Source organism: Mariniflexile fucanivorans (assembly GCF_004341235.1).
GTDB classification, from domain to species: domain Bacteria; phylum Bacteroidota; class Bacteroidia; order Flavobacteriales; family Flavobacteriaceae; genus Mariniflexile; species Mariniflexile fucanivorans.
Genome location: NZ_SLUP01000002.1, coordinates 727,057 through 752,555, shown reverse-complemented (window position 1 = coordinate 752,555; position 25,499 = coordinate 727,057). Strand labels below are relative to the sequence as shown.

At 32.3% G+C, this 25,499-nt stretch carries 18 protein-coding genes; 3 read left to right on the top strand and 15 right to left on the bottom strand.

From position 1 onward, the window contains the following. Window positions 1–40: 40 nt before the first annotated feature. The 7 genes from EV196_RS06615 to EV196_RS06585 form a co-directional block, all read right to left on the bottom strand. Complete coding sequence (locus tag EV196_RS06615) at window positions 41–2,251, bottom strand: NADP-dependent isocitrate dehydrogenase (RefSeq protein WP_132216450.1); 2,211 nt, start codon at window positions 2,249–2,251, stop codon at window positions 41–43. An 879-nt stretch (window positions 2,252–3,130) separates the two neighbouring features. After that, window positions 3,131–3,481: a 50S ribosomal protein L19 gene (rplS, locus tag EV196_RS06610; protein WP_132216449.1), complete on the bottom strand. Its 351-nt coding sequence runs from the start codon at window positions 3,479–3,481 to the stop codon at window positions 3,131–3,133. A gap of 412 nt (window positions 3,482–3,893) precedes the next feature. Further along, entirely contained in the window at window positions 3,894–5,156 is a 1,263-nt protein-coding gene (locus EV196_RS06605; protein WP_132216447.1) for a MutS-related protein, read from the bottom strand. Between the two features lie 233 nt (window positions 5,157–5,389). After that, window positions 5,390–6,067: a tRNA (guanosine(37)-N1)-methyltransferase TrmD gene (trmD, locus tag EV196_RS06600; protein ID WP_132216445.1), complete on the bottom strand. Its 678-nt coding sequence runs from the start codon at window positions 6,065–6,067 to the stop codon at window positions 5,390–5,392. 240 nt (window positions 6,068–6,307) lie between these two features. Next, complete coding sequence (locus tag EV196_RS06595; protein ID WP_132216443.1) at window positions 6,308–7,495, bottom strand: tRNA modification GTPase; 1,188 nt, start codon at window positions 7,493–7,495, stop codon at window positions 6,308–6,310. A gap of 167 nt (window positions 7,496–7,662) precedes the next feature. Continuing rightward, window positions 7,663–8,295, bottom strand: a complete 633-nt coding sequence (locus EV196_RS06590) for a tRNA (guanine-N1)-methyltransferase (RefSeq protein ID WP_132216441.1) — start codon at window positions 8,293–8,295, stop codon at window positions 7,663–7,665. 184 nt (window positions 8,296–8,479) lie between these two features. After that, window positions 8,480–9,874, bottom strand: coding sequence for a trypsin-like peptidase domain-containing protein (locus EV196_RS06585; RefSeq protein WP_132216439.1), 1,395 nt, complete (start codon window positions 9,872–9,874; stop codon window positions 8,480–8,482). Window positions 9,875–10,291: 417 nt separating this feature from the next. Between EV196_RS06585 and EV196_RS06580 the strand changes: the two genes are divergently transcribed. After that, entirely contained in the window at window positions 10,292–13,054 is a 2,763-nt protein-coding gene (locus tag EV196_RS06580; protein ID WP_132216437.1) for an outer membrane beta-barrel protein, read from the top strand. A gap of 191 nt (window positions 13,055–13,245) precedes the next feature. After that, window positions 13,246–14,718: an IMP dehydrogenase gene (gene guaB, locus EV196_RS06575; RefSeq protein WP_132216435.1), complete on the top strand. Its 1,473-nt coding sequence runs from the start codon at window positions 13,246–13,248 to the stop codon at window positions 14,716–14,718. A 165-nt stretch (window positions 14,719–14,883) separates the two neighbouring features. Here the strand turns inward: guaB and EV196_RS06570 are convergent, their stop codons facing one another. The 6 genes from EV196_RS06570 to EV196_RS06545 form a co-directional block, all read right to left on the bottom strand. Then, window positions 14,884–15,285, bottom strand: a complete 402-nt coding sequence (locus EV196_RS06570) for a PaaI family thioesterase (protein ID WP_132216433.1) — start codon at window positions 15,283–15,285, stop codon at window positions 14,884–14,886. A gap of 141 nt (window positions 15,286–15,426) precedes the next feature. After that, window positions 15,427–16,083, bottom strand: coding sequence for an alpha/beta hydrolase (locus EV196_RS06565; RefSeq protein WP_132216430.1), 657 nt, complete (start codon window positions 16,081–16,083; stop codon window positions 15,427–15,429). A 2-nt stretch (window positions 16,084–16,085) separates the two neighbouring features. Next, on the bottom strand, window positions 16,086–16,424 hold the full coding sequence (locus EV196_RS06560) for a hypothetical protein (RefSeq protein ID WP_132216427.1): 339 nt from the start codon (window positions 16,422–16,424) through the stop codon (window positions 16,086–16,088). A 2-nt stretch (window positions 16,425–16,426) separates the two neighbouring features. After that, window positions 16,427–17,683, bottom strand: a complete 1,257-nt coding sequence (locus tag EV196_RS06555; RefSeq protein ID WP_132216424.1) for a dihydroorotase — start codon at window positions 17,681–17,683, stop codon at window positions 16,427–16,429. Further along, a complete protein-coding gene (locus tag EV196_RS06550) occupies window positions 17,680–19,605 on the bottom strand; it encodes a BatA domain-containing protein (RefSeq protein WP_132216421.1) in 1,926 nt (641 codons plus the stop codon). Before EV196_RS06550 ends, EV196_RS06555 begins: the two co-directional genes overlap by 4 nt. 134 nt (window positions 19,606–19,739) lie before the next feature. Then, the gene (locus EV196_RS06545; protein WP_132216580.1) at window positions 19,740–20,747 is read right to left on the bottom strand and encodes a glycosyltransferase family 2 protein; all 1,008 of its coding nucleotides are present in this window, start codon (window positions 20,745–20,747) and stop codon (window positions 19,740–19,742) included. A gap of 105 nt (window positions 20,748–20,852) precedes the next feature. Here EV196_RS06545 and EV196_RS06540 point away from each other — a divergent pair, with 105 nt between their 5' ends. Then, window positions 20,853–22,745: a M61 family metallopeptidase gene (locus EV196_RS06540; RefSeq protein ID WP_132216418.1), complete on the top strand. Its 1,893-nt coding sequence runs from the start codon at window positions 20,853–20,855 to the stop codon at window positions 22,743–22,745. A 208-nt stretch (window positions 22,746–22,953) separates the two neighbouring features. Here the strand turns inward: EV196_RS06540 and EV196_RS06535 are convergent, their stop codons facing one another. Continuing rightward, window positions 22,954–24,441 carry a S10 family peptidase gene (locus tag EV196_RS06535; protein ID WP_132216415.1) on the bottom strand — a complete coding sequence of 496 codons (1,488 nt, stop codon included), beginning with the start codon at window positions 24,439–24,441 and terminating at the stop codon, window positions 22,954–22,956. 126 nt (window positions 24,442–24,567) lie between these two features. Next, complete coding sequence (locus EV196_RS06530; RefSeq protein WP_132216412.1) at window positions 24,568–25,332, bottom strand: TIGR02757 family protein; 765 nt, start codon at window positions 25,330–25,332, stop codon at window positions 24,568–24,570. Window positions 25,333–25,499: the final 167 nt, after the last annotated feature.

The window sequence follows — 25,499 nt, the reverse complement described above, 5'->3', positions numbered from 1 at the left end:
CCTCTTAAAAGGGGCTTTTTGAAATAGTATTTATCTTTTTTTAATTTAAAATGCTATTAAGCGTTTTGCTTGGTCTCATGGCATTATTAACTAAAGTTTCATTTGGTTTGTAGTACCCATCAATAGTTACGGGTTTTCCTTGAATTTGGTTAAGTTCGCTTACAATAGTAGCTTCATTATCGCTTAATTGTTTAGCAATAGGTTCAAATTCGGCTTTTAAATCAGCATCTTTAGTTTGGTAGGCCAAGGCTTGTGCCCAATACAATGCCAAGTAAAAATGACTTCCTCGATTATCCAATTCTCCTACTAAACGAGAAGGCGTTTTACCAGTATCTAATAATTTGCCTGTAGCATCATCTAAAGTATCTGCTAAAATTTGTGATTTGGGGTTGTTGTTAGCAGATGCTAAATGTTCTAAAGAAACAGCTAAGGCTAAAAATTCACCTAAAGAATCCCAACGTAAATGATTTTCGCTTAAAAATTGTTCAACGTGTTTTGGAGCAGAACCACCTGCGCCAGTTTCAAACAGTCCACCACCATTCATTAATGGCACAATAGAAAGCATTTTAGCACTGGTGCCAACTTCTAAAATTGGGAATAAATCGGTTAAATAATCACGTAAAACGTTTCCTGAAACCGAAATGGTATCTTTGCCATCTTTTAATCTTTCACATGTAAATAGTGTTGCATCAATAGGTGATAATATTCTTAAATCTAAACCTGTAGTATCGTAGTCTTTTAAATAGGTTTTTACCTTTTTAATTAATTCAGCATCATGAGCTCTGTTTTCATCTAACCAGAAAACAGCAGGAGTTTCTGAAGCTTTTGCACGTGTAACCGCTAATTTAACCCAATCTTGAATTGGAGCGTCTTTAGTTTGGCACATTCTCCAAATATCACCTGCTTCAACTTTATGTGTTAATAATGTATATCCAGAAGCATCAATTACAGTAACAGTTCCGTTTGAAGCAATTTCAAAAGTTTTATCATGAGAACCATATTCCTCAGCTTTTTGAGCCATTAAACCAACATTAGGTACGGTACCCATGGAGGTTGGATCGAAAGCACCATGTTTTTTACAAAAATCGATGGTAGCCGAATAAATACCAGCATAACTGCTATCTGGAATAACTGCTTTGGTGTCTTGAAGTTTTCCGGCTGCATTATACATTTGTCCAGATGTACGAATCATAGCTGGCATTGAAGCATCAATAATAACATCACTTGGTACGTGTAAATTGGTAATGCCTTTATCACTATTAACCATAGCTACTGCTGGTCCGTTTTTAAAAGCAGCATCAATATCTGCTTGAATTTCGTTGCGTTTTGCTTCTGGTAAACTTGGTAATTTTTCAAGTAAATTTCCAAAACCATTATTTACATCAACTCCAATTTTTTCTAAAGTTTCACCATGTTTTTCAAATACATTTTTAAAAAATATTTTTACAGCATATCCAAAAATAATGGGGTCGCTTACTTTCATCATGGTGGCTTTCATATGTAATGAAAACAATACGCCACTTGCTTTTGCATCCGCTATTTGAGTTTCTAAAAAGCTTACTAAAGCCGATTTACTCAATAGCGTAGCATCAATTATTTCGCCTTTTAATAATTTGAAACTATCTTTTAATACAGTATCAGTACCGTTACTGTCTGTATGTACAATTTTAATACTTGTCGCTTCTGGGAGGGTTAGGGATTTTTCGTTATGAAAAAAATCACCCGACTCCATGGTGGCTACATGTGTTTTAGAATCGCTACTCCAAGCACCCATAGAGTGTGGATTTTTTTTAGCGTAATTCTTCACTGCTTTTGGTGCACGCCTATCAGAGTTTCCTTCACGTAACACGGGGTTTACAGCACTACCTTTTATTTTGTCGTAGCGAGATTTAATATCTTTATCAGCATCATTGCTAGCTTCATCCGGATAATTAGGAATGGCAAAACCTTGAGATTGTAATTCTTTTATAGCCGCTTTTAACTGCGGAATGGAAGCGCTTATGTTTGGTAATTTAATAATATTAGCAACTGGGCTTTTTGCCAATTCACCAAGAATAGCCAAATCGTCTGAAACACGTTGATCTTCATTTAAAAAATCTGGAAAAACGGCTAAAATTCTTGCTGCTAAAGAGATATCTTTAGTTTCAATTTGAATACCAGAAGACTTAACAAAAGCTTTAACAATTGGTAAAAAAGAACGGGTTGCTAGTACAGGAGCCTCATCAGTTTTTGTATAAATAATTTTAGACATTAATGTATCGGTTTTTTTTATGTTAGTATTTAGCTATAAATATAAATAGGCATACGATAACGTTTGCGCGCTGCGAATATACAAAAAATGACTTTTAAAAAAGCTTAAAGGATTGAATCAAAAAGGGTAATTAGATGAATATTTAGAAGAATTATAAAAAAGGAAGTAAGTAATAAGAATTTATTAATAAAAGAACAGAGAAGTTATAAAAAAACAAAAGCCATATCCCTGCAGAATCTAATCTACTTTGACATGGCTTTTTTTGAAATAACATAACCCAATCTAATTGATACTTCTATCAAATCAATTTAGTTTAATCTAAATTTTTTCAATTGATGTGCTATTATTTCAACGAAACATTTCTGTAATTTTCAAAATGTATTGACCTATTACTAAAACGCTTCTAATAATTGTTTTTCTTGATGCCATTAATCTTTCTCTTCGTTTTAACGTCAAGTTTTCTTAATGCATTGTTTTAATATTAATAACACACCTTTCGGACATGTTATTTTTTTTAAAACTTTCAATTATACTAGTTATTGCCTAATTTCATATATGCAATACTTTTTATAATATCATGATTTTTTTGCTTCCGCACATTTACACATGCTGCATTAAAATCTCAAAAAACAATTACAATTTTATAAAGAACGTTACCTTATTAAGAAACCAAATTTTAATTCATTGTTTAGATGAAACCAGTTTTACACTGTTTTTCTGTTTCTTGTTTAGCTAAGATACAACACAAACCTTGAAAATACAAAATATTTAACATTTTATATATCAACACTTTATCAACAAGAGTTATTAACAAAAGTTAATAAAAAAAGCCCTGAAAAAATTTCAGGGCTTTTAATTTGCTTTCGCAATACTGTTTTATTAACGTCTACGCTCTTTAATTCTGGCTTTTTTACCAGTAAGACCTCTAAAGTAGTAGATTCTAGCTCTACGTACTTTACCACGTTTATTAACTTCAACTTTTTGTAATGCAGGTAAATTAACTGGGAAAATACGCTCCACACCAATAGTACCAGACATTTTTCTAATTGTAAAAGTCTCTGATGATCCAGATCCTCTTCTTTGAATTACTACACCTCTAAAAAACTGAGTACGAACTTTTTCGCCCTCTCTAATTTCGTAGTATACTGTAATTGTGTCTCCAGCTCCAAACTCTGGAAAATCCTTTTTTGCTACAAATTCGTCTTGTACAAATTTTACTAAAGATTCCATATCTTTAAATTTTAATAATAGTTAATTCGAAACAACATTCACGATTCTCGCCAGAGGTTAACCCGAAATAGGGCGCAAAGATAATTAATAATTAACAATGTACAATTAATAATTATAATTTTTATGGTGTTTCTTTTTGCTATGAGTAATACGTTAAATTTGAATGCTTTAGCTAAGCAAAAAGTCAGGCTATCCGCTATATCTTTTGCCCAAAAGCAAAAGGATGCCGCTTCTATCCTTAACACGAAATGAGTTTATAGTTTAAGTATGGGTTTACAGTCTCAGTCGCAGTTTTCAGTTGGTTGTGAATAGCTTTAGAAATAATAGTTTCATTAAAAAACAAAAATCTCAACTGAAATTGATTTTTTATTAGTTATATACGCATGTTGTAAGCCGTTTTCTGCGTTTTGGTTCAGTTCAATAATTCATTTAATCCTTCTTTATCGAATAGAATTCGCCCTACTTTGATGTCGGACCAACCTTTTTTTAGTTTATAAGTAAAGGTTGGTTTGTCTTTTATAAGTTCACAATCTATGTAATAATTTGATATTTTTTCATTAGAAACATTTTTCAGTTCTTGAATGTGAGTTGAAATAAAAAAATAAGAATTTTTAAATTTACTAAGACCGTTTATTGTAGTTTGGCAAATCTCGAACGCGTCTTCTAAATTTGTGCCACTAAAAAGTTCATCGAAAATCGCAAAACATTGTTTTCCTTTTGAAGCGTTTTCAACAACACTTTTGAGATTCATTACTTCTGTCATAAAATGACTATAACCATTTAGGATATCGTCCCGTCTATTGATTTCAATTGAAAAGTGATTACAAAACGGAATTTCCCCAAAAGATGCAGGTATTCCGATTCCTAAATGTCCAAAATATATGCAGAGCCCAACAGCTTTGAGAAAAGTTGACTTACCTGACATATTCGGTCCGTTCAATAAAATCACGTTGCTCTCGGTCTCAAAATCGTTCTTTACTGGTTTATTTATTAGAGGATGATAAAAATCCTTTAATTTAATGTGTTTTTTGTCAAAATTTGGAAATGTAAAGCCGTTTTTATTAATTCCTAAATTGATTGATAAATAAGCCTCAAACAGAAATAAATTTTCCCAAAAAGGCTTAATCAAATCTGTTTCTTTAAGGGTTTTTATTTTTTTTGTTAATTCTATTACGTGCTTGTCCTTTAACCTTTTTTCTCGAATAATATGCTCGTATTTGAAAAGTTCAAAACTTGATAGAAATATTAAAATTTCTTTAATTTTTGTAGCATATTCTTCTGGATATTGATTTAATTTTAGACGTGTAAAGTACCTTGATTCTAGGCGATGAAAAAATAGTATTAGTTGATTGAACTTACTTGTATATCGAGTTTTTTCTTGTTTGGAAGCAAACAATTTATACTTCAATTTTTTTTGTGATAAGTCTTCTATTTTGTCATCGTTTAAAAAATAATGGACTTCATTCAAGTATAAAACGGTATATGAATAGTCTTTAAGAATTTCATTGTTGGCAGTAAACCCTTTTAAAATATTTTGGCGTGCAACAATTTCGGTTGTCGATTCTAAAGGAGTTTTTAAGATTCCAATAATTTTTTCCTTGGCGAACATATTTAAAGAATAGTCGAACAATGGTAACAGTTCTTTTTCGATATTTAAGTCCTTCAAATTGTTCATTCTAATTCTTAGCTGGATATTTTTTAAATGGCTTACAACGTGTTATATAGTAATCTTTATTACTTATATCCCGTAAACAAGTCAGGATATAGTAAGTTTCTTGTTACTGTTATCCCGTAAATATAATTTATTATTTGTAAGAAAAACGAGTTTTTAAGTTTTTCTGTCAGAAATAAAAGCAATCAGATTGTTTTTAAATTTCCGCTAATAATCGAGAGACTTATAACGTAAAATCAATCATCCAACAAATCCGGTCGTCGTTCTTTAGTTCTCAAATAAGCCTGTTCTTCACGCCACTTTTCAATTTTAGGAAAGTTGCCGCTAAATAATAATTCCGGTACTTTCCAGCCTTTATAATCACGAGGTTTGGTGTAAATGGGTGGTGCGAGTAAATTATCTTGAAAGGAATCGGTTAGGGCAGAGGTTTCATTACCTAAAACACCAGGTATTAACCTAATAATAGCATCGCAAAGTACGGCAGCTCCTAATTCGCCACCAGATAGTACATAATCGCCAATAGAAATTTCACGGGTTATAAAATGGTCGCGAACCCGTTGGTCCACACCTTTATAATGTCCGCATAAAATAATGATGTTTTCTTTTAATGATAAATGGTTGGCAATGCCTTGTTTAAGGGTTTCACCATCGGGGGTCATGTATATAATTTCGTCGTAGTTACGTTGTTCTTTTAAAGCAGTAATACATTTATCAATAGGTTCTACCATCATCACCATACCTGCACCACCACCAAACTGGGTGTCATCAACCGATTTATGTTTATCTGAAGTGTAATCGCGTAAATTATGAAAATGGACTTCAACCAAATTAGCTTCAATAGCGCGTTTTAAAATAGAGGCTTCAAAAGGGCTCTTAAGTAATTCTGGTAAAACGGTAATAATATCAATGCGCATGGTTCTGTTTTAAGAATTGCAAAGATAATTGAATTAATGGGTTTAGAATATGGATTTATATTTAAACCTAAACGGTATTTTAATAGTGAGTTGAAATCATCAACATTCGTTTAGGGATTTTTTAGTTAAATAGGTTGAGTTTAGGAATTTATGGAACTTAGTGTTTGGAGATAGCTATAAAGATGGACATTGTAAAACGATTTGGATTTAGATTTTTTAAGATTGTTATTAAATGGTTTTTTAGAATATAGTATAACCAAATATTAATGATAAAGTTTTGTAGTCTGAATACCAGTAATTGTAGTTGCCTAAAATATGTCTAGTAGTTTGGTACCTAAATTCTAAACTATATTTTCCATTTTGTTTAAAGCCTACACCAAATGCATTATTTGTTGAACTTGAAATATCTAAATCACTACCAGGATTAAAATAAATTTTTGAATTAGCTTTAATGTCTAGTATATACAAAGCGTTAATAAAAATTTTAGAATTATTATTCAAAAAGAAATAATGTCTAATTCCTATTGGAAGTTCAATGGATTTATAATCTGCTTTAGCATTTGTTGTAGCTAACTCTTTTTCAGATTTAAAATACTGGTAAGTTGGTTCCACTAAAATACTCCATTTATTTTTGTTAAAAGGTAAAACAATTTCTGCTTCAAGTCCAAAACCTAATCCGGTTTTATTACCAAAATCAGTGTTCTTGTAATTGTTTTCAGTGTTGTTTATTGTTAATGAAGAACTGTTTAAACGAGGTCTAATAGTTAGATTAAACAAATCCTTTTTTTGCTTTTCTTCAAAATTGATTATTTCAGAATTGTTGCACTCATTATATTTTGTGAAAAAATTCATTAAGTCTTCTTTTTTATACTCAAGACTTTCAATATCTTTAATTCTTATGCTTTCGCATTTTAAATCATTCAGCAGTTGTTGTTTAAACCTGTTATTTTCCCCTATTAAATTTTTTGTGGAATTGTATCTTTTAAAAATTAATTGTTCAATATTTTTTGACTCAGTACTATAAAAATAACGAACTAAATTTCGATCTTCATAAATATATAGATTTGATTTTCCTTCAATCAAAACTTTTAAAAAAAGTTCTTCTTCGTTAAAGTCTGGATTTCGGTTTACACTTAAATTCTCTAATATGTTACTAGACCTGTCTATGTTTACAGTAATTCTTATATATTTTGAGTAATTGTAAATACCAAATTCTTTGATAGATTTTAGAGTGGCTGTTTGTTGTTCGTTGTTTTCAGAAAGTTTAAATAAAAATTCAACTGGGTTGTTTTTCCAATCCATATTTTTAATGTAACATTCTACTTTTTCATTGTTATTATTAATGTAATATCCTTTATCAAAAGAAATTTGAGAATAGCAATAAGTGTTTAAGATTGTTATAAAAATAACTAAAAATTGATTTTTCATTTTACTATTAATTTTAGTTATGTAATTCAAAACACTCATAATTAATAAGATGGATGTTTTTATCACAAAAGCGAAGCAATTTAATTAATTTTTCTTACATGATAAAAATATTCATAAAAAAAGTCTGTAATTATATTACAGACTTTTGTTGTTATTTATTTTAAAACCTATTTTTTGGTTTTAATTATTTTTTGCTTGTTAATTTCGTCTTGTAATTGGCGGCGTACTTTTTGTTCGCGCTCTACAGCTGTTTTACGGTGTTCTTCAAATTCGTCTTCCACATCGGCAAGTACACGTTTTGCTTCTTTAGTAACCGCATTGCTGTTTTTAAATTGGTAGATGAAAAACAAAAGTAAAGCTAATAGCACACCTATTATAGACCACATAAGTCCGCTGTAACCACTTTTACTCATTTGGATTCCAAGCAACGACATATTATTTTTTTCGCTCTTGGTTTTATCTAAATTATTCTGTGTGTTGGTAAGTCTGGTTTTTAAATCTGCAATTTCTTGCGTTTGTGCTTTTACTGTTATTTCAGTAGCTATTATATCTTTTTTAATAGATTGTAATGAATCTAGCACATGAGCTTTTAACTCGGTTAGCCAATAGGTTTTTATAACTCTATATGATTGTCCGCGTTCATCGTTCCAACCATTCGATTTTTTTATAACATATTCAAATTGATTATCAAGGGTTCCGCTGTTTAATGATAGTTTATCCTCATCACTATCAGTTGTTTGAGAGATTGCGGTTAAGGATAATAAAAGTGTTAGTAGGGTTAAAGCTTTGGTAAGATTCATTTTTAAGATTGGTTTTCGATTTTTTTGGTTCACTAATTTATAAAAAAATGTTAATAAACCGTTTAAATTTAACAAAAAGCCTCACAAAGTGAGGCTAATTTATATACGGTGAAAACTCCGTATTAGATTTTTTTAAATTCTTTAAAATATTCTACTTTTAAAAAATGATAAAAAAAAGCTGTTTTTATCTAAAATTATAACGCTCTTTTTCTCCTTTTGAATTTATAAGTTCAATACGCAAAGGTTCATAATCCGATTTGTTTTTCATGGCTTGCTGCACATCATCAACAGAGTTTATTTTTGTATCGTTTATTGACGTGATAATAGAGCCTTCATTGATGCCATTCTTTTTCCAGTACTCGGCATATTTTTCGTCTAATTCAATAATTTTAACACCATTTGAAGCTTTAAACTTTTTCAAATCTTCTTGTTTTGCGTTTTTAACACGACCTACAAGTGGTAATGTTAGGGTTTCGTTTCGGGTTAAAGTCACATTAATAGTTTTTAACGAACCATCTCTTGACACCTTTAAAGTCACTTGGTCACCAACACGTTTAGCACCAATATGTCCTGTTAAATCGGCAAATTTTGATACTTTTACATTGTCAATTTCCTTTATAATATCACCTTTTTTAACGCCTGCTTTTTCGGCACCCGATTCTTCAACCACACTGTCAACATAAATACCTTCGGTATCGTTTACGCCTAATTTTTCAGAAAAGGCACTGTTCAGCGAGCCTCCGCTAATACCTAGAATTCCGTTCTGTACGTTACCAAATTCCATAATATCTTCGATAACTCGACGTGCAATATTACTTGGTACTGCAAACGAATACCCAATATAAGAGCCTGTTTGCGAAGAAATAGCCGTATTAATACCTATCAATTCACCTTTGGTATTTACAAGTGCACCTCCCGAATTCCCTGGGTTTACAGCCGCATCTGTTTGTATAAACGATTGCGAACTCGTACCCGATAAATCTCTAGCTTTCGCACTAATAATACCTGCGGTAACAGTAGATGTTAAGTTAAACGGGTTGCCAACTGCCAACACCCATTCACCAATTTTAGCTTGGTCAGAATCGGCGAAGGTTACAAAAGGTAAATCTTCATCAGCTTTAATTTTTAACAGCGCAATGTCTGTTTTAGGATCCGACCCAACAATTTCAGCTTTATATGCTTTGTTATTGTTCAAAGTCACTGTTAGTTCATCCGAATTATTAATTACATGGTTATTCGTAATAATATAACCATCTGCATTAATAATCACGCCCGATCCTGTTCCCATTTGTGTACGAGGTGAGCTGTTTCCAGAAAATAAATCTTGCAAACTCATTTGCCCCGAACTAATCGATACATTTTTAACGTGAACAACCGCATTCACCGTATTTTCCGCGGCAAGTGTTAAGTCGGGAGTTTCAAAAGCTAAATTGCTCACATTTGTAGCGGGTAAAAACGTAGAGTCTGCTGTTGTATTTAAAGTAAAGTCACTTTTTGGCTCTACAAAAATTTTATAAGCACCAAGTGTTAAAGCGCCACCTAATGCCGAAACCAGTACTAATGATAATATCTTCTTCATATATTTTCGTTTAAGTTTTAAATTATTAACGATTAAAATTAAATATTTATTGAATCAAGAAATCAACTTTAACTCTTTTTAACGCCCACTTTAACGCCTGTTTAACAAACATAATATGGAATAATAATTTGGAAGTTATTCCAAAATAGGGTAGGCTTTCTAATATACAAAGACGTATTCCTTCATTTTTAAGATGGATACCATTTTATCATTCGCTTTTTTATCATTGTATTTTCAACTAAAAAAGACATCAAGAAACCATACATTAAGAAATATTTATTTTTAGTGTTTTGCCAGTTGCTATTCTTAAACAATTGCTTCAAAAAAAAGATGATTTATTAAGTTTTTTTTAACAGTTTCCACATTAAACCTTTGTTTGGTTAAAGAGTCAAATAACAGACTTAATAACCAAAAACTGTGAAAAAATTACCATTATTAGTATTAATTTTATTTTTTTCAACATCCTTATTTGCACAAAAATTCAACTTAGAAGGTGTTGTTAAAGATCAAGGTGCTACTGTTTTAGAAGGTGCAACCGTATATATTCAAAGTATAACAGATAGTATCCCCATCGCTTACGGGATTACCAATAAAAACGGCGAGTTTTCATTGCAAGTAAATACAGAAAACGATTCCAAAGCCATTTTCAATATAGCCTATATGGGTTATAAACCTTACAAAGAAGATATAACCGTGCCTACTGGAAAGCAATTAAATATGGGTATTGTTACTTTGGAAGACCAAATTGAAGAATTAAATGTGGTGTCTATTATTGGTAAAGCACCACCAATTTTAATTAAGAGAGATACTATCGAGTATAATGCCGATAGTTTTAAAACCTTACCAAACGATAAGGCCGAAGACTTATTAAAAAAGTTGCCAGGTATTGAAATAGATTTGGATGGTAACATTACCATGAACGGTATTGAGGTAGAGGCTATTAATGTGGATGGTATGCAATTTTTTGGTGAGAAAAAGGGCGAAATTGCTTTAAAAAACCTACCTAGTAATGTAATTAGCAAGGTTCAAGTTACCGACTATAAAACTAATAATCAAAAGTTTACAGGTGAAGAATCGGACTCTGGTACTAAAGAAATTAATTTAACCATAAAAAAAGGAAAAAACAGGGCCATGTTTGGCGATGTAAAAGTAGGCTATGGTACCGATGAAAAATACCAAGCCAATGCCAACGTGTTTCAGTTAATAGATGGAAAACAGTTAGGACTTATAGGCGGAACCAATAATATTAACATGTCTAGAGGTTTTAATGCACTTCCAGATACCGATACGAGTAATGGTTATATAGAATCAGATTTTGTTGGTGCCAATTTCACTAAGGGTAAATGGAACGAAACACGTGTTAATGGAAATTATAGATATGGTGCGCAAAGCACCGATAGAAATCAAAAAAGCCTTACTCAGTATTTTTTACCCAACTTAAATTATATTACAGATTCTGAAAGTAGAAGTTTTGATGATTCAGATAGTCATAAATTAGGTGGGGATTTAAAATTTATTATAGCACCTAAAAACAAACAATCCAATAACAAAGTTCAGATTTCAAATGAAATTGATGTGAATGTAGAGAATTCTGAATCGGGATCTGTTACCAATAGAACATCTGAAAGTACTAATGGCGATTTGGTGAGTAATTATTATTCCGAAAACGAATCAGTATCCGATAGTTATGATATAAATAACGAATTTAGCGTTACAACCATTACCGGAAAAAGAGATTATTTAAATATTGAATTAAATACGGATTTTAGTAAAGGGAATTCAGATAGTAAAAAATATTCAGAAAATTATATTGAAAGGTTAAATGAAACTATTGTTCAAGACCAAATAAATAATACAGATAATTATAGTAGTAATATTAGGTTGAGTGCTTTTTGGAGTAAAGAGCTGTTTACAAATTTTAGAATTATGCCTAGGTATAACGCTAGTATCAATTCCAACAAAAATGAAAAATATATTTATGATTATGATGAAGCTACTAATGACTATGATGATTTTAATGAAGTTTTAAGTTCAGACAGTAGATATTCCACCACCACGATTAGACCCGCTTTAAGATTACGTTATGAGTATAAAGATTTCCGTTTTGAAGTGGAAGGTGGCTACACAAATACCTATAGAAATTATAGAGATGAATTGGTGGTAGCTCGTAATTTTAAAACCGATTTTGAATATGCAACCTATTCAACAAGAATACGTTATCGCGATAAAAACGGTTACAAAAACATTAACTTACGTTATGATCAAAATGTCGATTTACCATCCGTAAACCAGTTACAACCCGTTGAAGATGTGAGCGATATAACCCATATTCGTGTTGGGAACCCGTTTTTGGAACCAGAAATTAACCATAATATAAGTTTTGATTATCAAAATAATTTAGCATTCAACAATATCAATATTACAGGAAATCTTAGAGCAGAATTTGTTCAGGATAAAATCATAAGTTCTACTATTACAGACGAAGATTTAAATAGATACACAACTTATGAGAATATAAATGGCGATTATTCTTATTCAGGAAACGCAGCTATTTCTAAATCATTTTACAATAAAAAAACCAATATCAATTTAAATGCACGTATTAATGGTTCGTATAAAAACTCCTTATCCATACAAAACGCTATTGAATTTACAGGGAAAACAACGAATGTAAGACCATCGTTTTCTTTCAAATATTCCTATGATAATAAATTGGATTTTAGTGGAAGTTACAGCTATTCAGTCACAAATAGCGAGTATGATACCGATGCGTTTAATGATAACAAATATTTTGTTCAGAATGTAGATTTTGAATCGTCTGTGTTCTTTATAAAAAATGTATTCCTATCCAATAAAGTATCATACCGTTACAACAGTCGTGTGGGCGATGAATTTGATGGCGATGCTATTTTTTGGAATGCAGGACTTGGTATTGAATTGTGGGACAATAAAGCAACTTTAACGCTTGTGGGTTACGATATGCTTGGGAAAAATAATGGTTACAGACGCTCGGTAACAGAAACGTCTATTCAAGATGTTGAAAGCAATATTTTAGAACAGTATTTTATGCTCAACTTTACCTATAAATTTGGAAGTTTTGCTGGACAGAAAATGAATATAGGAGGCGACCGAGATAGACGTGGCGGCGGTTCCAGAGGCGGTGGCGGAAGAGGACGCTAGAATATAAATATTGTTTTTTTAGATATAACCCTTTCATGTTTTTAAAATATGAAAGGGTTAAATTATACATTTTGAACCCATTGGGTGCTTTGCATTGGTTTATAAATCACTATTTTTTATTCCTTAAGTTTTAAACGATTCAAACAGAAAAAATATGTATATTTGCACGCAATTATAATCATAATTGCATCATGACTGCACATCAAAATAAAATTCTAGGAGAAGGTTTAACATACGACGACGTTCTACTAGTCCCAGCATATTCTGAAGTACTTCCCCGCGAAGTGAATATTCAAACAAAATTCACAAAAAACATCACCATAAATGTGCCTATTATTTCGGCAGCTATGGATACGGTTACCGAAAGTAAAATGGCTATTGCCATGGCACAAGAAGGTGGGATTGGGGTATTGCACAAAAACATGACCATTGAAGCGCAGGCTTTAAAAGTTAGAAAAGTAAAACGTGCCGAAAGTGGTATGATTATAGACCCGGTAACTTTGCCGCTTACAGCCATTGTTAAAGATGCTAAAAATTACATGGCAGAATATGGCATTGGTGGTATTCCTATTGTAGCTGAAGATGGAACGTTAAAAGGTATTGTAACCAACCGCGATTTACGTTTTGAACATGATAATACAAGGTCTATTACGGAAGTTATGACTAGCGAAAACTTGGTTACTGCTGCTGTAGGTACGTCATTACAACAAGCTGAAATTATTTTGCAAGAGTATAAAATTGAAAAATTATTAATTGTTGATGATAATTATAAACTATCTGGGTTAATAACTTTTAGAGATATCACCAAACTTAAGCTAAAACCCATGGCTAATAAAGACCAATACGGTCGTTTACGTGTTGCCGCAGCAATTGGTGTTACAGGTGATGCTGTTGATAGAGCAGAAGCCTTAGTAAATGCAGGTGTTGATGCGGTGGTAATTGATACCGCACATGGACACACCAAAGGAGTCGTAGCTGTTTTAAAAGAAATAAAAACAAAATTTCCAGAGTTGGATGTTATTGTTGGTAATATTGCAACAGGAGCAGCTGCAAAATATTTGGTAGAAGCAGGTGCCGATGCTGTAAAAGTAGGTATCGGTCCAGGTTCTATTTGTACCACACGTGTAGTGGCAGGTGTTGGTTTTCCTCAATTTTCTGCGGTATTGGAAGTTGCTGCAGCCATTAAAGGTACAGGAGTTCCAGTGATTGCAGATGGTGGTATTCGCTATACGGGCGATATCCCTAAAGCCATTGCAGCAGGTGCAGATACGGTCATGTTAGGATCGCTTTTGGCAGGGACTAAAGAATCGCCAGGAGAAACTATTATTTACGAAGGACGAAAATTTAAATCGTATCGAGGTATGGGTTCTGTGGAAGCTATGAAAGAAGGCAGTAAAGACCGTTATTTTCAAGATGTTGAAGACGATATTAAAAAATTAGTACCTGAAGGTATTGTGGGGCGAGTGCCTTACAAAGGTGATTTATTTGAAAGTATTCATCAATTTGTTGGAGGTTTACGTGCCGGTATGGGCTACTGTGGTGCAAAAGATATAGCTACCTTAAAAGAAACAGGACAATTTGTAAAAATTACTGCCAGTGGTATTAACGAAAGTCACCCGCACGATGTTACTATTACTAAAGAGTCGCCTAATTATTCTAGGTAGGTTTTATTAAAAATATTTATAAAATTAAAAAAGCTTAGAATTTTTGAATTCTAAGCTTTTTTTGTTCGTTTAATATATTCGGTTTTTCTGAAAAAGTTGAAACTTGTTACTTTTTTAGTCTCATTTTTCAAGTTTAGAAATATTACGATCTAAACTATTTTTAAATTAGTCTTCTAAAATGTGTTTTTCTAAAATAAAACAAACAAATTCACCTTCAAAAACCAATTCGTTTTTTTGATTTTTCACATCTACGGTCACAATAACTTTTTTTCCATTTGAATTGTCGCTTAAAGTTGCAACTGCAGTTACTTCATCATTTAAAACAACTGGTTTTAAAAATTTTGTAGTTGCTTTTCCTAAAACTACAGTTGGTTTATTTACGGCAACCATGGCCGCATAATCTGCGAGTCCAAAAACAAAACTACCATGCGAAAGATTGTAAGTGTCAACAATCATATCGTTCGTAATTGTTAATTTAACGGTAGCACAATCTTTTCCTATGGATATTACAGAACCTATTAATTTTTTTGATGCTAGAAGGTGTGTATTTTGCGTATTAGAGTTCATTGTTTTTTTAATTTTGGTCTTTGGTAATATGTTAAGGAATGATTTTATGAAAACAGAAATGAAGAAGTTTTATAAATAAGGATCTGTGTTTCTGGTATTAAGAATACAATATAAATTTATGTGTTGTGTATTTAAAATAAACTAAATACGCTCGACTAACCATTTCCTAAATTCATAAAAATTTTGAGGCGCAACACCGTGTCCTACTGGGAATTCTGCATATTTGTTTTTAATATTTAAGCTATTTAAAAACGGTGCTGTTTGGCGTGCCCATTCTACAGGAATCACTTGATCTACGCTACCATGCGAACAGTAGAAATCTAGATTCGAATAATCTTTTGTTTTGATGTCGTCAGGTAAAATATCTTTATTTATATAGCCACTTAACGCAATAATATTCTTAATTTTTTCAGGATAGGTTAGTGCGACTCCATAACCTAAAATACTTCCTTGGCTAAAGCCTAAAAGCGTTACATTATTTTTGTTTACGGGATATTCCGCAATAGCTTCATCAATAAATTTTGCAATTAAATCAAGCGATTCTTTAGCTTGCTCGTTATCGTTCCATTTGCCTTGTTCCTGATCAAAATTAATAGCATACCAAGCGTTTCCGTAAGGTTGCATGGGGTAAGGGGCACGAACCGAAATGATGAAAAGTTCTTCGGGTAATTCTGACGAAAATGAAAATAAATCATTTTCATCACTACCATAACCGTGCATCATAATAAGCAAGGGGGCATTTTCGTTTAAAGTAGATTTTCTAGTAATATGGTATAAAGAAAGCGATGGATTTGTCATAGTTATTTTCCTAAGTTTGAAAATATATTTTGGTATAGTTCACCAACTAGTGGTACGGGTTGTGTTTTTTTGGTTAATGCATTTGTAAATCCGAAAATAAAAAGAACAGCAAAAAACAGGTAAAATGAAGAGGTAATTAACCAACTATCAAAAATACCAACCATATACCCAAGAGCAAAAAAAGTAAGCCATAACCCAAGCGATTGCCTAATGTGAAAACTGGCAAATTCACTGTGGGTATCTTCTACGTTATTCAAATAATAAGCGATGATAACACCAATAATTGTTATGTAACTAATAATGGCGTTGTTTCTTCCTCTTTCAATATCCTGTTCTGTCATGTTTAAGAATTTAAAGAAACTTTATTGTTTGCGATAATGCCATACACGGTTCCTTTTAAAGTTTCATGTTCAAAAATGGTGTTTTTAGATTTGGAAATAATGTGTTTTGCCGAAAATGTATATTTAGTATCTGGATTAAAAAGTGTGATATTCAGTTTGTTACCAATATTTATAGGCGTTGATTCTAAGCCAAATCTGGTTTTTCCTTTCGTTAAAATATCGATGGTTTTTTTTGTGGTGAAAATAGTTTGCAACGCACCAAATGCACTTTCTAAACCAATGCTTCCGTAAGCGGCATAATCAAATTCTATTTTTTTGTGTTCAATATCCATGGGGTTATGGTCACTGGTAACCATATCAATCGTGCCGTCTTTTACGCCTTCTATTAAAGCATCTACATCTGTTTGTATTCGTAACGGCGGTAATACTTTATAATGGGTATTGAAGTCGGTTAAAACAGCATCGGTAAAGTATAAGTTATGAATGGCAACGCTACATGTTACATCTAACTTTTTCATTTTTGCCTCACGAATTAATTCCACCGATTTTGCCGTAGAAATAGTTGGAATATGCAATTTCCCACCCGTATATTCTAATAAAAATAAATCGCGTGCTACCTGCATTTCTTCAGCTAAAGCAGGAATCCCTTTTAGACCCAATCGGGTACTCGTAATATGTTCGTTAGCAACGCCGTTTCCTGCAATTTTATTTTCCTGCGGAAAGGAACACACCAAACCACCAAAATTACTCGCATATTGCAGCGCAATTTTCATAAGGTTTGGGTTGCCTATTGGTTTTTTATAATCATAAAAAGCGACAGCTCCAGCAGTATTCATGTCATAAAGTTCTGCTAAATGATCGCCTTTACTGCCTTCGGTTAAAGCACCAACGGGCAAAAGTGTTACGGCATTGTTTGAAGCTTTTGAGTTAACAAACGTAATGTCAGCATTACAATCTATCACCGGGTTAGTATGCGCATTCATAGCAACGGTTGTAAAGCCAGATGCTGCAGCTGTTTTTAATCCGTTTGCAATAGTATCGCGTTCCTCAAAACCCGGTTCACCAAAACACACGCTACTATCAAACCAACCTTGTGAAATATGAAGGTTTTCAAAAGTAATTTCTTGGTATTTTTTAGGGTTTTTTATGGAGTTGGCAACTTGGGTAATCACACCATTTTCGACTAAAATATCTTGAGTTGTATTGTGAAACTCGCTTTTAGTATCAATAATGGTGGCAGATTTTATAAGTATGTTCATTTAAAGTATTTTAATATGAGCATTTCAATAATCAATAACGCTAGTGCAAAAATAACAAACCATTTCCACAAGGCGTTAATTTTTGCATCACTTTTTATGGTATCGAAAATTTCGGTAATGGAATCGTTAACGGTAATATTTTTTGAAGCTGAAAGGGGCACGTAAACTAACGAACTTTCATCTCTGTTATAATTATAACTTACGTTTTTAATAGTTTCGTTTTTATCTTTGATAGCATAAATAGCTGCTATGGAAGGCGTTTCAGAGGTGTTAATAACCACTTTATTATTAAAGTACTGTTGTTTTGGGATGCTATTTTCATCACCATTTACTAAAGAAAGGATGTCGTCTTGCTGTAATGAAATGTCAACATCAAAGGTGTTTTCTTTTCCAATGGTATAATAAAGCGCCGGGTTTTTAAAGCTGAATTTCCCCATGTTATAAAGCGTTGGCACAATCAATGGCGAATTTTTAAAACTAGAATTATCTAAATTTAAGGACGAAGTGAATATGTATGTGTTTTTAATCTGATTTAAAAACGGTTTACCATCTTCAAATTTTAAAATAGCAGAGGCATTTTTAGAAATTATATTATAAAAACTGGCAATTGTTGGATATTGAAAATTATCAACTTGCTTTTCAAACACCCCCGAATTATACAAAGGATGCGAATAATTAATGGAAGTGATGCGTTTTTCGGTTTTAATAATAGTGCCAAAATTACTTCCAAAAGCATTTAATAATTGGTTGTAAGATTCTAGATTGATATCTGTTGAAGGAATAATAATAAGCGAACCACCTTGGTTTGTAAACGCTTTTAATGCACTTGCAAGGGCATTTGGAATATTGTTTAATTCATTTAAAATTATAACATGTTGTTGGTCTAAAAGCGTATAGTTTAATTGATTTTCGGGTGTTGAAGTGAAATTAAATTCATCTTCGGTGTAAATACGTTTTAAAAAGGAATCGTCTTCTGCATTAATAGACAGCACATTTATTTTTGAAGTTTTATTAATGTTGAAAAACAAGCTGTTATCAAACTGTAAATTCACATCATCAATCGTTATTTTGCCATTTATAACATCATTTATAGGAAGTGATAATATGGTTTCAACTTGGTCTTTTATGGCAACCGATGTTTTTGCTATAAGTTCGGTATCATTAAACAAAGAAACAGGTAAGTTTTCTATTGGTTTCCCGCTGTTTGTTAAACGTACTTTTAATTCAATGGAAGTAGGCGTTGTTTCAGAAATATAAGCGGAATCGATAGCGATATTATTACTATTCACAGGTTTTAATTGAACCAAATGTACATAAGTAAGTGAATCTGTTTGTGGACTGAACCCTGATTTATCTTGTTGAAAATCTGAAATAAACACGAGATTTTTTAACGTGTTTTTTTGTTTGCTGAAAAAAGTATTGCTTTTCAATAAAGCCGCTTCTGAAGTTATGGAACTTGATGAATAATCTAATTGTAGTAAATCGTTTTTAATGGCTTTTATGGTGGTGTTCTTAAAAACGGCGTCGTTGGTAATTAAACTTATATTTTCATCTTCGGGCACATTGCTAATAAGATCTTGCACCGCACGTTTTAATAATTCGCCTTGGTTGCCTTTTGCTTGCATGCTAAACGAATTATCTAAATAAATAACCGTTTCTTTTTTTGAATTAAATGTGTTTGAATTGGTAGTAAATGGTTGTGCAAAAGCCAGAATTATGGCAGCCAGCAACAATAGTCTGGTGCAAAGTATCAACCATTTTTTTATTTGTGAACTTTTTCGGGTTTGAATGGTAGCTTCTTTTAAAAAAGCAACATTGGTAAACGCTTCTTTTTGAAATTTACGTAACTGAAATAAGTGAACAATAATAGGGATGAGCAGTAAAAATAAAGCGTAAAGAAGTTCGGGGTTTTTAAACTGCATTTCTTGTTAGATTATTCAAATATAAAAAATGAATTATGAAAATTAACCGCAAATTCGCAAATTATTGCATTATAAATATTTTAAAATATGCGAATTTGCAGTGTTAACTTTGTGATGGCAATGAACATGCTAAATTAACAAAAGAATATATAATCTGTAAACGACTGCTTGTTTATTTTTTTCAAGTAGACTCTAATTTCTTTTTGAGCTGTTTTGTTGGCTACTGTAATAATGCTTTGGGTGTTTTTTAATTTTGAAAGTGCCTTAAAATCTTTTAATTCCTTGCCATAAATATCTTTCCCTATTTTTTTTGGGTTATCGCAAATCCATTCAAAAGGAATATTTTTTTCAATTAAAATGCTTGCCATTAATTTGCCTTTTGTACCTGCACCCCAAATGGTTATTGTTTTTTCTTTATTGTAATCAATTTCTAAAAAATGACGAAGTTTTAATTCTGTAAAATGGTTTTGTGCATAATGAATGTGCGTTCTTGAAGTTCGCGTGCTATAATCGCGCCATTGGTGCAAAACCACATCACAAGGAATGCATTTAAATTGGTGTTTGTAAAAGCGGAAGGTTAAATCGTAATCTTCAGGATATAAATTTGGGTTAAAAGCATCACAAGCCATAAAATCGGTTCGGTGAATCATCCAACATGGAGATGGAATCACGCATTCTTTATAAATTTCAGAATAATTCGTTCCTGTTTTGGTTAAGTTATTAAGCCACGTTTCATAACTTTTATAGCCTTCACCCACGCCCGTTTCACTAAAATATTCCACCAAACCAACAGCCACATGTTTTTTACCAAAGGTGATTAAATTATTCAACAAAACTTCTAACTTGTTAGGCATCATAATATCATCACTATCCATTCGGGTAATATAGTCGCCTTTGCTATGGCTAAAAGCAAGTTGTAACGCATCTATAATACCGCTACCTGAATTTTTAAACAATTTTATTCGAGGCTCATGTTCCGCGAAAGCGTTCACTATTTTATAGCTTTCATCGGTAGAACCATCATCAATAATTATTAGTTCCCAACTTGTAAAAGTCTGATTCAAAATAGAATGAATACAGTCTGCTAAATACGCTTCGGTATTTTTAAAGGGGGTTAAAATGCTTATCAATGGTTTTTGCATGCAGCGAATATACATAATTAAGCTTTTTAACAAAACCTTAAGATGCGAATGCGTAACATAATAGTAATTTGGACGCCAATTAAAGAAACTCAAAAAAAGGTATTAATGAATACAAAAACTTTAGCCGCTGTATTTGCGGGTATCATGTTAGCCAGTTGTAGTGGTACAAAAACGTCTGTAAACGATTTAGCAACAAGTTTGCCCATTGAGACATCAATAAATTTAATGCAAGTAGTAAACGATAAAGCACCTGTTGTTATCAATCCGGGCCGTTTTACTGAAGAAACGGTTGTATATCATATACCTAAAGTAATTCCGGGAACCTACTCGGTAAGTGATTTTGGAAAATATATTGATGATTTTAAAGCCATCGATTATAAAGGAAACGTAATGCCGGTTACCAAAACCGATACCAATACATGGACTATTAAAAATGCCAAAGAATTAGATAAAATCACCTATTTGGTAAATGATACTTTTGATATTGAAGAAGAAGGCGGTATAGGAAAAGAAGAACCATTTTCACCAGCAGGTACTAATATTGAACCAAATAATTATGTACTTAATTTACATGGTTTTATTGGATATTTCGATTCGTTAAAAAACAACCGATACAAGTTAGATGTAACGGCTCCTGCCGATTTTATTCGTACTTCAGCTTTACAAAACACAGGTTCAAAAACCAGTGAAGATGGTACTAGTGTAACAACCAGTTATCTTGCAACTAGATATTTTGATATTACCGATAACCCTATGATGTACGGTGATTTAAGCGTTGAAGAATTTCAAGTTGGTGATATTAAAATTGTGTTAAGTGTATATTCGCCTAACAAAATACATACCGCAGCGTCTTTAAAAGAGACGATTTTTAAGATGATGCAAGCTCAAAAAGCATTTTTGGGCGATATAAATTCTACACCTCGTTACGATATTTATTTGTATTTATCTGAAGAAAAAGAAGAATCTCCAAAAGGGATGGGAGCTTTAGAACATCATACATCTACCGTAGTGGTTTTACCAGAATCTATGGATGAAGAAGAACTTGCTGAAAGTATGGTTGATGTGGTATCGCATGAATTTTTTCATATTGTAACACCATTAAGCGTGCATTCTGAAGATGTGCATTATTTCGATTATAACAACCCAACCTTCTCAAAACATTTGTGGATGTACGAAGGCGTAACCGAGTATTTTGCTAACTTATTTCAAGTAAACCAGGGTTTGGTAGATGAAAAGGAATTTTTAAACAATATGATGCAAAAAATTCAAGGATCTAAGCGTTTAGATGATGCTATGAGTTTTACCATTATGAGTGAGAATGTATTGAAAGAACCTTACAAAAGCCAATACTTAAATGTGTACCAAAAAGGTGCTTTAATAGGTATGTGCATTGATATTATTATGCGTGAAGAAAGTAGTGGTAATAGAGGTATTCTATCTTTAATGAAAGAACTATCAAATAAATACGGGAAAAATAAACCGTTTGAAGATGATAAATTGATTGATGAAATTTCAAGCATGACCTATCCATCGGTTCACGAGTTTTTAACTACACATGTAGTAGGCGATATTCCCATTAACTACAACGAGTTTTTAAATAAAGTAGGGTTGGAAATAGGAGAAGGCCAAGTGGAAACCAACTATATTTTAATGGATGGCGTGCCTATTGTTAGCGGTGATCCGCAAACCAGTAGCATATTTTTCACCGATGCCGTGTTGCAAAATAGTTTTTGGGCCGATAGTGGCGCACAACCAAACGATATTATAAAAACTATTAATGGTACAGATCTTTCAATACAAAACGCAAATCAAGTATTACAAAGCGTATTTATGTGGAAAACAGGCGAAGACGTTGAGGTAAAATTGATAAGAGATGGTAAAGAGGTAATAATAAAAACTAAAACCACTCCAACTTACACAACGGGTGAAAATATTGTAGAAAAAGCGGATGCAACGGCTGAACAAAAAAGCATGCGTGAAGCTTGGTTAAAAGGTTAATGTAATATTTGTGAATTACGAATTACTATGAACGAGGCTGCTTGAAAAGTGTAATTATGTGTCATATTGAGCCTGTCGAAATATTTTAATTTACTGATAATCAATATCGGTTTCGACAAGCTCAACCTGACAAAGTAAATAGAATACACTTTTAGGACAGCCTCGTTTTTTTATGGAGTTAACTATTCTGCTTTCAGTGATGAAAAAATTAGTATTTAGCCGATTTTCCTTTTGATAATGAATTGATTATAAAGTCACGTAAATCATCACAAGAAGACTTTAAATCTTCACTGCGTATGTACATCATGTGCCCACTTTTGTAGCCTTTAAAGGTAAAACGGTCTTTCATTTTTCCACTTGGGTCTATTTGCCACATGGTATATTTAGCACCAAAATAAGTGGTTGCACCATCATAATATCCCGATTGAATTAAGACTTTCAAATATGGGTTTTTTGCCATAGCTTGTCTTAAATTATCTCTGGTATTATCATTTTGTCTATCCCAAGGGTGTACATCACCAAACATATTATATTTTGTGTCCGTTTTAAAACCTAGGTGTTCTCTTATGTAATAATTTATGGCAGGAGTGAAGGCGTGGTTCCAGGTAGTTAGCTCCGGGCTGTAATCAGGACTATCACCAGTATCTCTTTTATCAATGCCTAAATATCTGGAATCTAATCTGCCAATTGTTTTTCCAGTTTCGTCACGCAATAAATCTTTCCAAAAAAAATCTGCAGGGACCTCTAAATTGTTTTGTAAAACAGCTGTTTCAGACAAACCAGAATAGTAAGCTACCTTTTTAGCAATTTCATTTTTTTCATTTTCAGAAATAAAACCACCTTTAGCAATGGCAGGCATCAATGAATTAATGGCAAAATTTTCAGCTTCGGGTAAAAGGTCTAACAAATCTTTATTTTGTAATTCGGTAGCTAATGCTTTATGATACCAAGCGGTTGCTGTGTAATACGGTAAATTTAATGAAGAATATATAGGTTGACTGGTATTGTAAAGTTTATAATCTGCCGGAGATACTAAAATAACACCATTAAGGTACATCCATTGATTATTCTGCAGTTCGTTAGCTAACCCCATGACGCGTGTGCCTCCATAACTTTCACCGATGATATATTTAGGAGATTCCCAACGGTTTTTTCTAGAAACAAATGTTGTCATCCATTCGGCTAAGTATTTTATATCGGCATTTATTCCAAAAAAGAGGTCTCTCTCAGGTAGTTTGCCTTCTTTGTCTTCAATCATTCTGGAGTAGCCAGTATTTACAGGGTTAACGTAAACAATATCAGCAATATCTAATATGGAATTTGGGTTGTTTTTAACGCCATAAGGCTGAATAGGATAGCCTTCTTCATCAATATTTAGTATTTTCGGACCTGTATATCCAATGTGCATCCAAACAGATGCAGAACCAGGTCCACCATTAAATGAGAAAACAATAGGTCTGTTAGCTTTATCTTTAATATTGCTACGCTCATAATAGGTGTAATAAAGTGTTGCAATAGGCTCGTTTTTATCGTTCCAAACAGGCTGTGTGCCGGTGGAAGCTGTGTAAGTAAATGTTATATTTTTTACAATAGCGGTACTTGTAGAAACTACAACGGTGTCTATGGGGATGCTTCTTTTTTGGGCGATAACTACTGCAAATGAAAGTGTAAATAGAAGTATATGGATTTTTTTCATGTGTTTATATTATTGTTGAAATGGTTTATTCATATCATCTTTTTTATTGGGTCTTAAGATTTAGTTATGGATGTTTCATTTCTGAATTTAATAAGAATTGGGTTAAAGATACAGATAATAATTATTTTAAAAGCCTTCAAATACACCTAAACCAAATAAGGCAAAATCATATTTCACAGGGTCGTTTTGGTCAAAATTTCTTAAAGCAATATCTAATTCCATTAACGCTTTTCCATCATTTTGTTTTCTTTTTAGAAGGCCTAATTTTCTAGCAACATTACCAGAATGTACATCTAGCGGACACGATAGTTGAGCAGGAGAGAGGCTTTTCCAAATACCAAAATCCACCCCAGTTTTATCGTTTCTAATCATCCAACGTAAAAACATATTAATCCGTTTGGCAGCCGAATTTTTTAGTGGGTCACTCACATGTTTTTGGGTTCTATTTAAATGTTCTATCTCAAAAAAAGTAGTTTTAAATTTTGAAATGGAAGTTTGAAGTGAGATGTTTTCAGCATGTTTGGCAAACACAGATTCTAAACCGTTATGCGCTACATAAATGTGTTTTAAACTTTTTATAAACTGAATGGTATCATCACCATTAAAAGTTCTATGTACAAATGGTTGAAGTTTTTCTAAATCGCCTTCATCATGATTCATTATAAAATCATATGGGGAATTATCAAGCAATTCCATCAACCGTTTAGCGTTATTAATAATGCTTTTTCTATTTCCCCAAGCTATGGTAGCCGTTAAGAACCCTGAGGTTTCAATATCTTCTTTTAGAGAAAATTGATGCGGAATTTGAATAGGATCGCTTTCAATAAACTTCGGGTTGTTGTATTGTTCAACTTTGCTATCCAGAAAGTCTTTTAGGTCGGTTTTGTTCAAAAGTTCAATTTTAAAACCCAAAAATAGGGCTATTTATTACTTATTCCGCATAAATTATCTTTATAAATATTACTAAATCAATCACTTATTGAATTATTATTTAGATTTATTCTAAATAATTTGTAAAATCTAATTCTTGTATATATTTTTGCGTGAAAATTAATTAT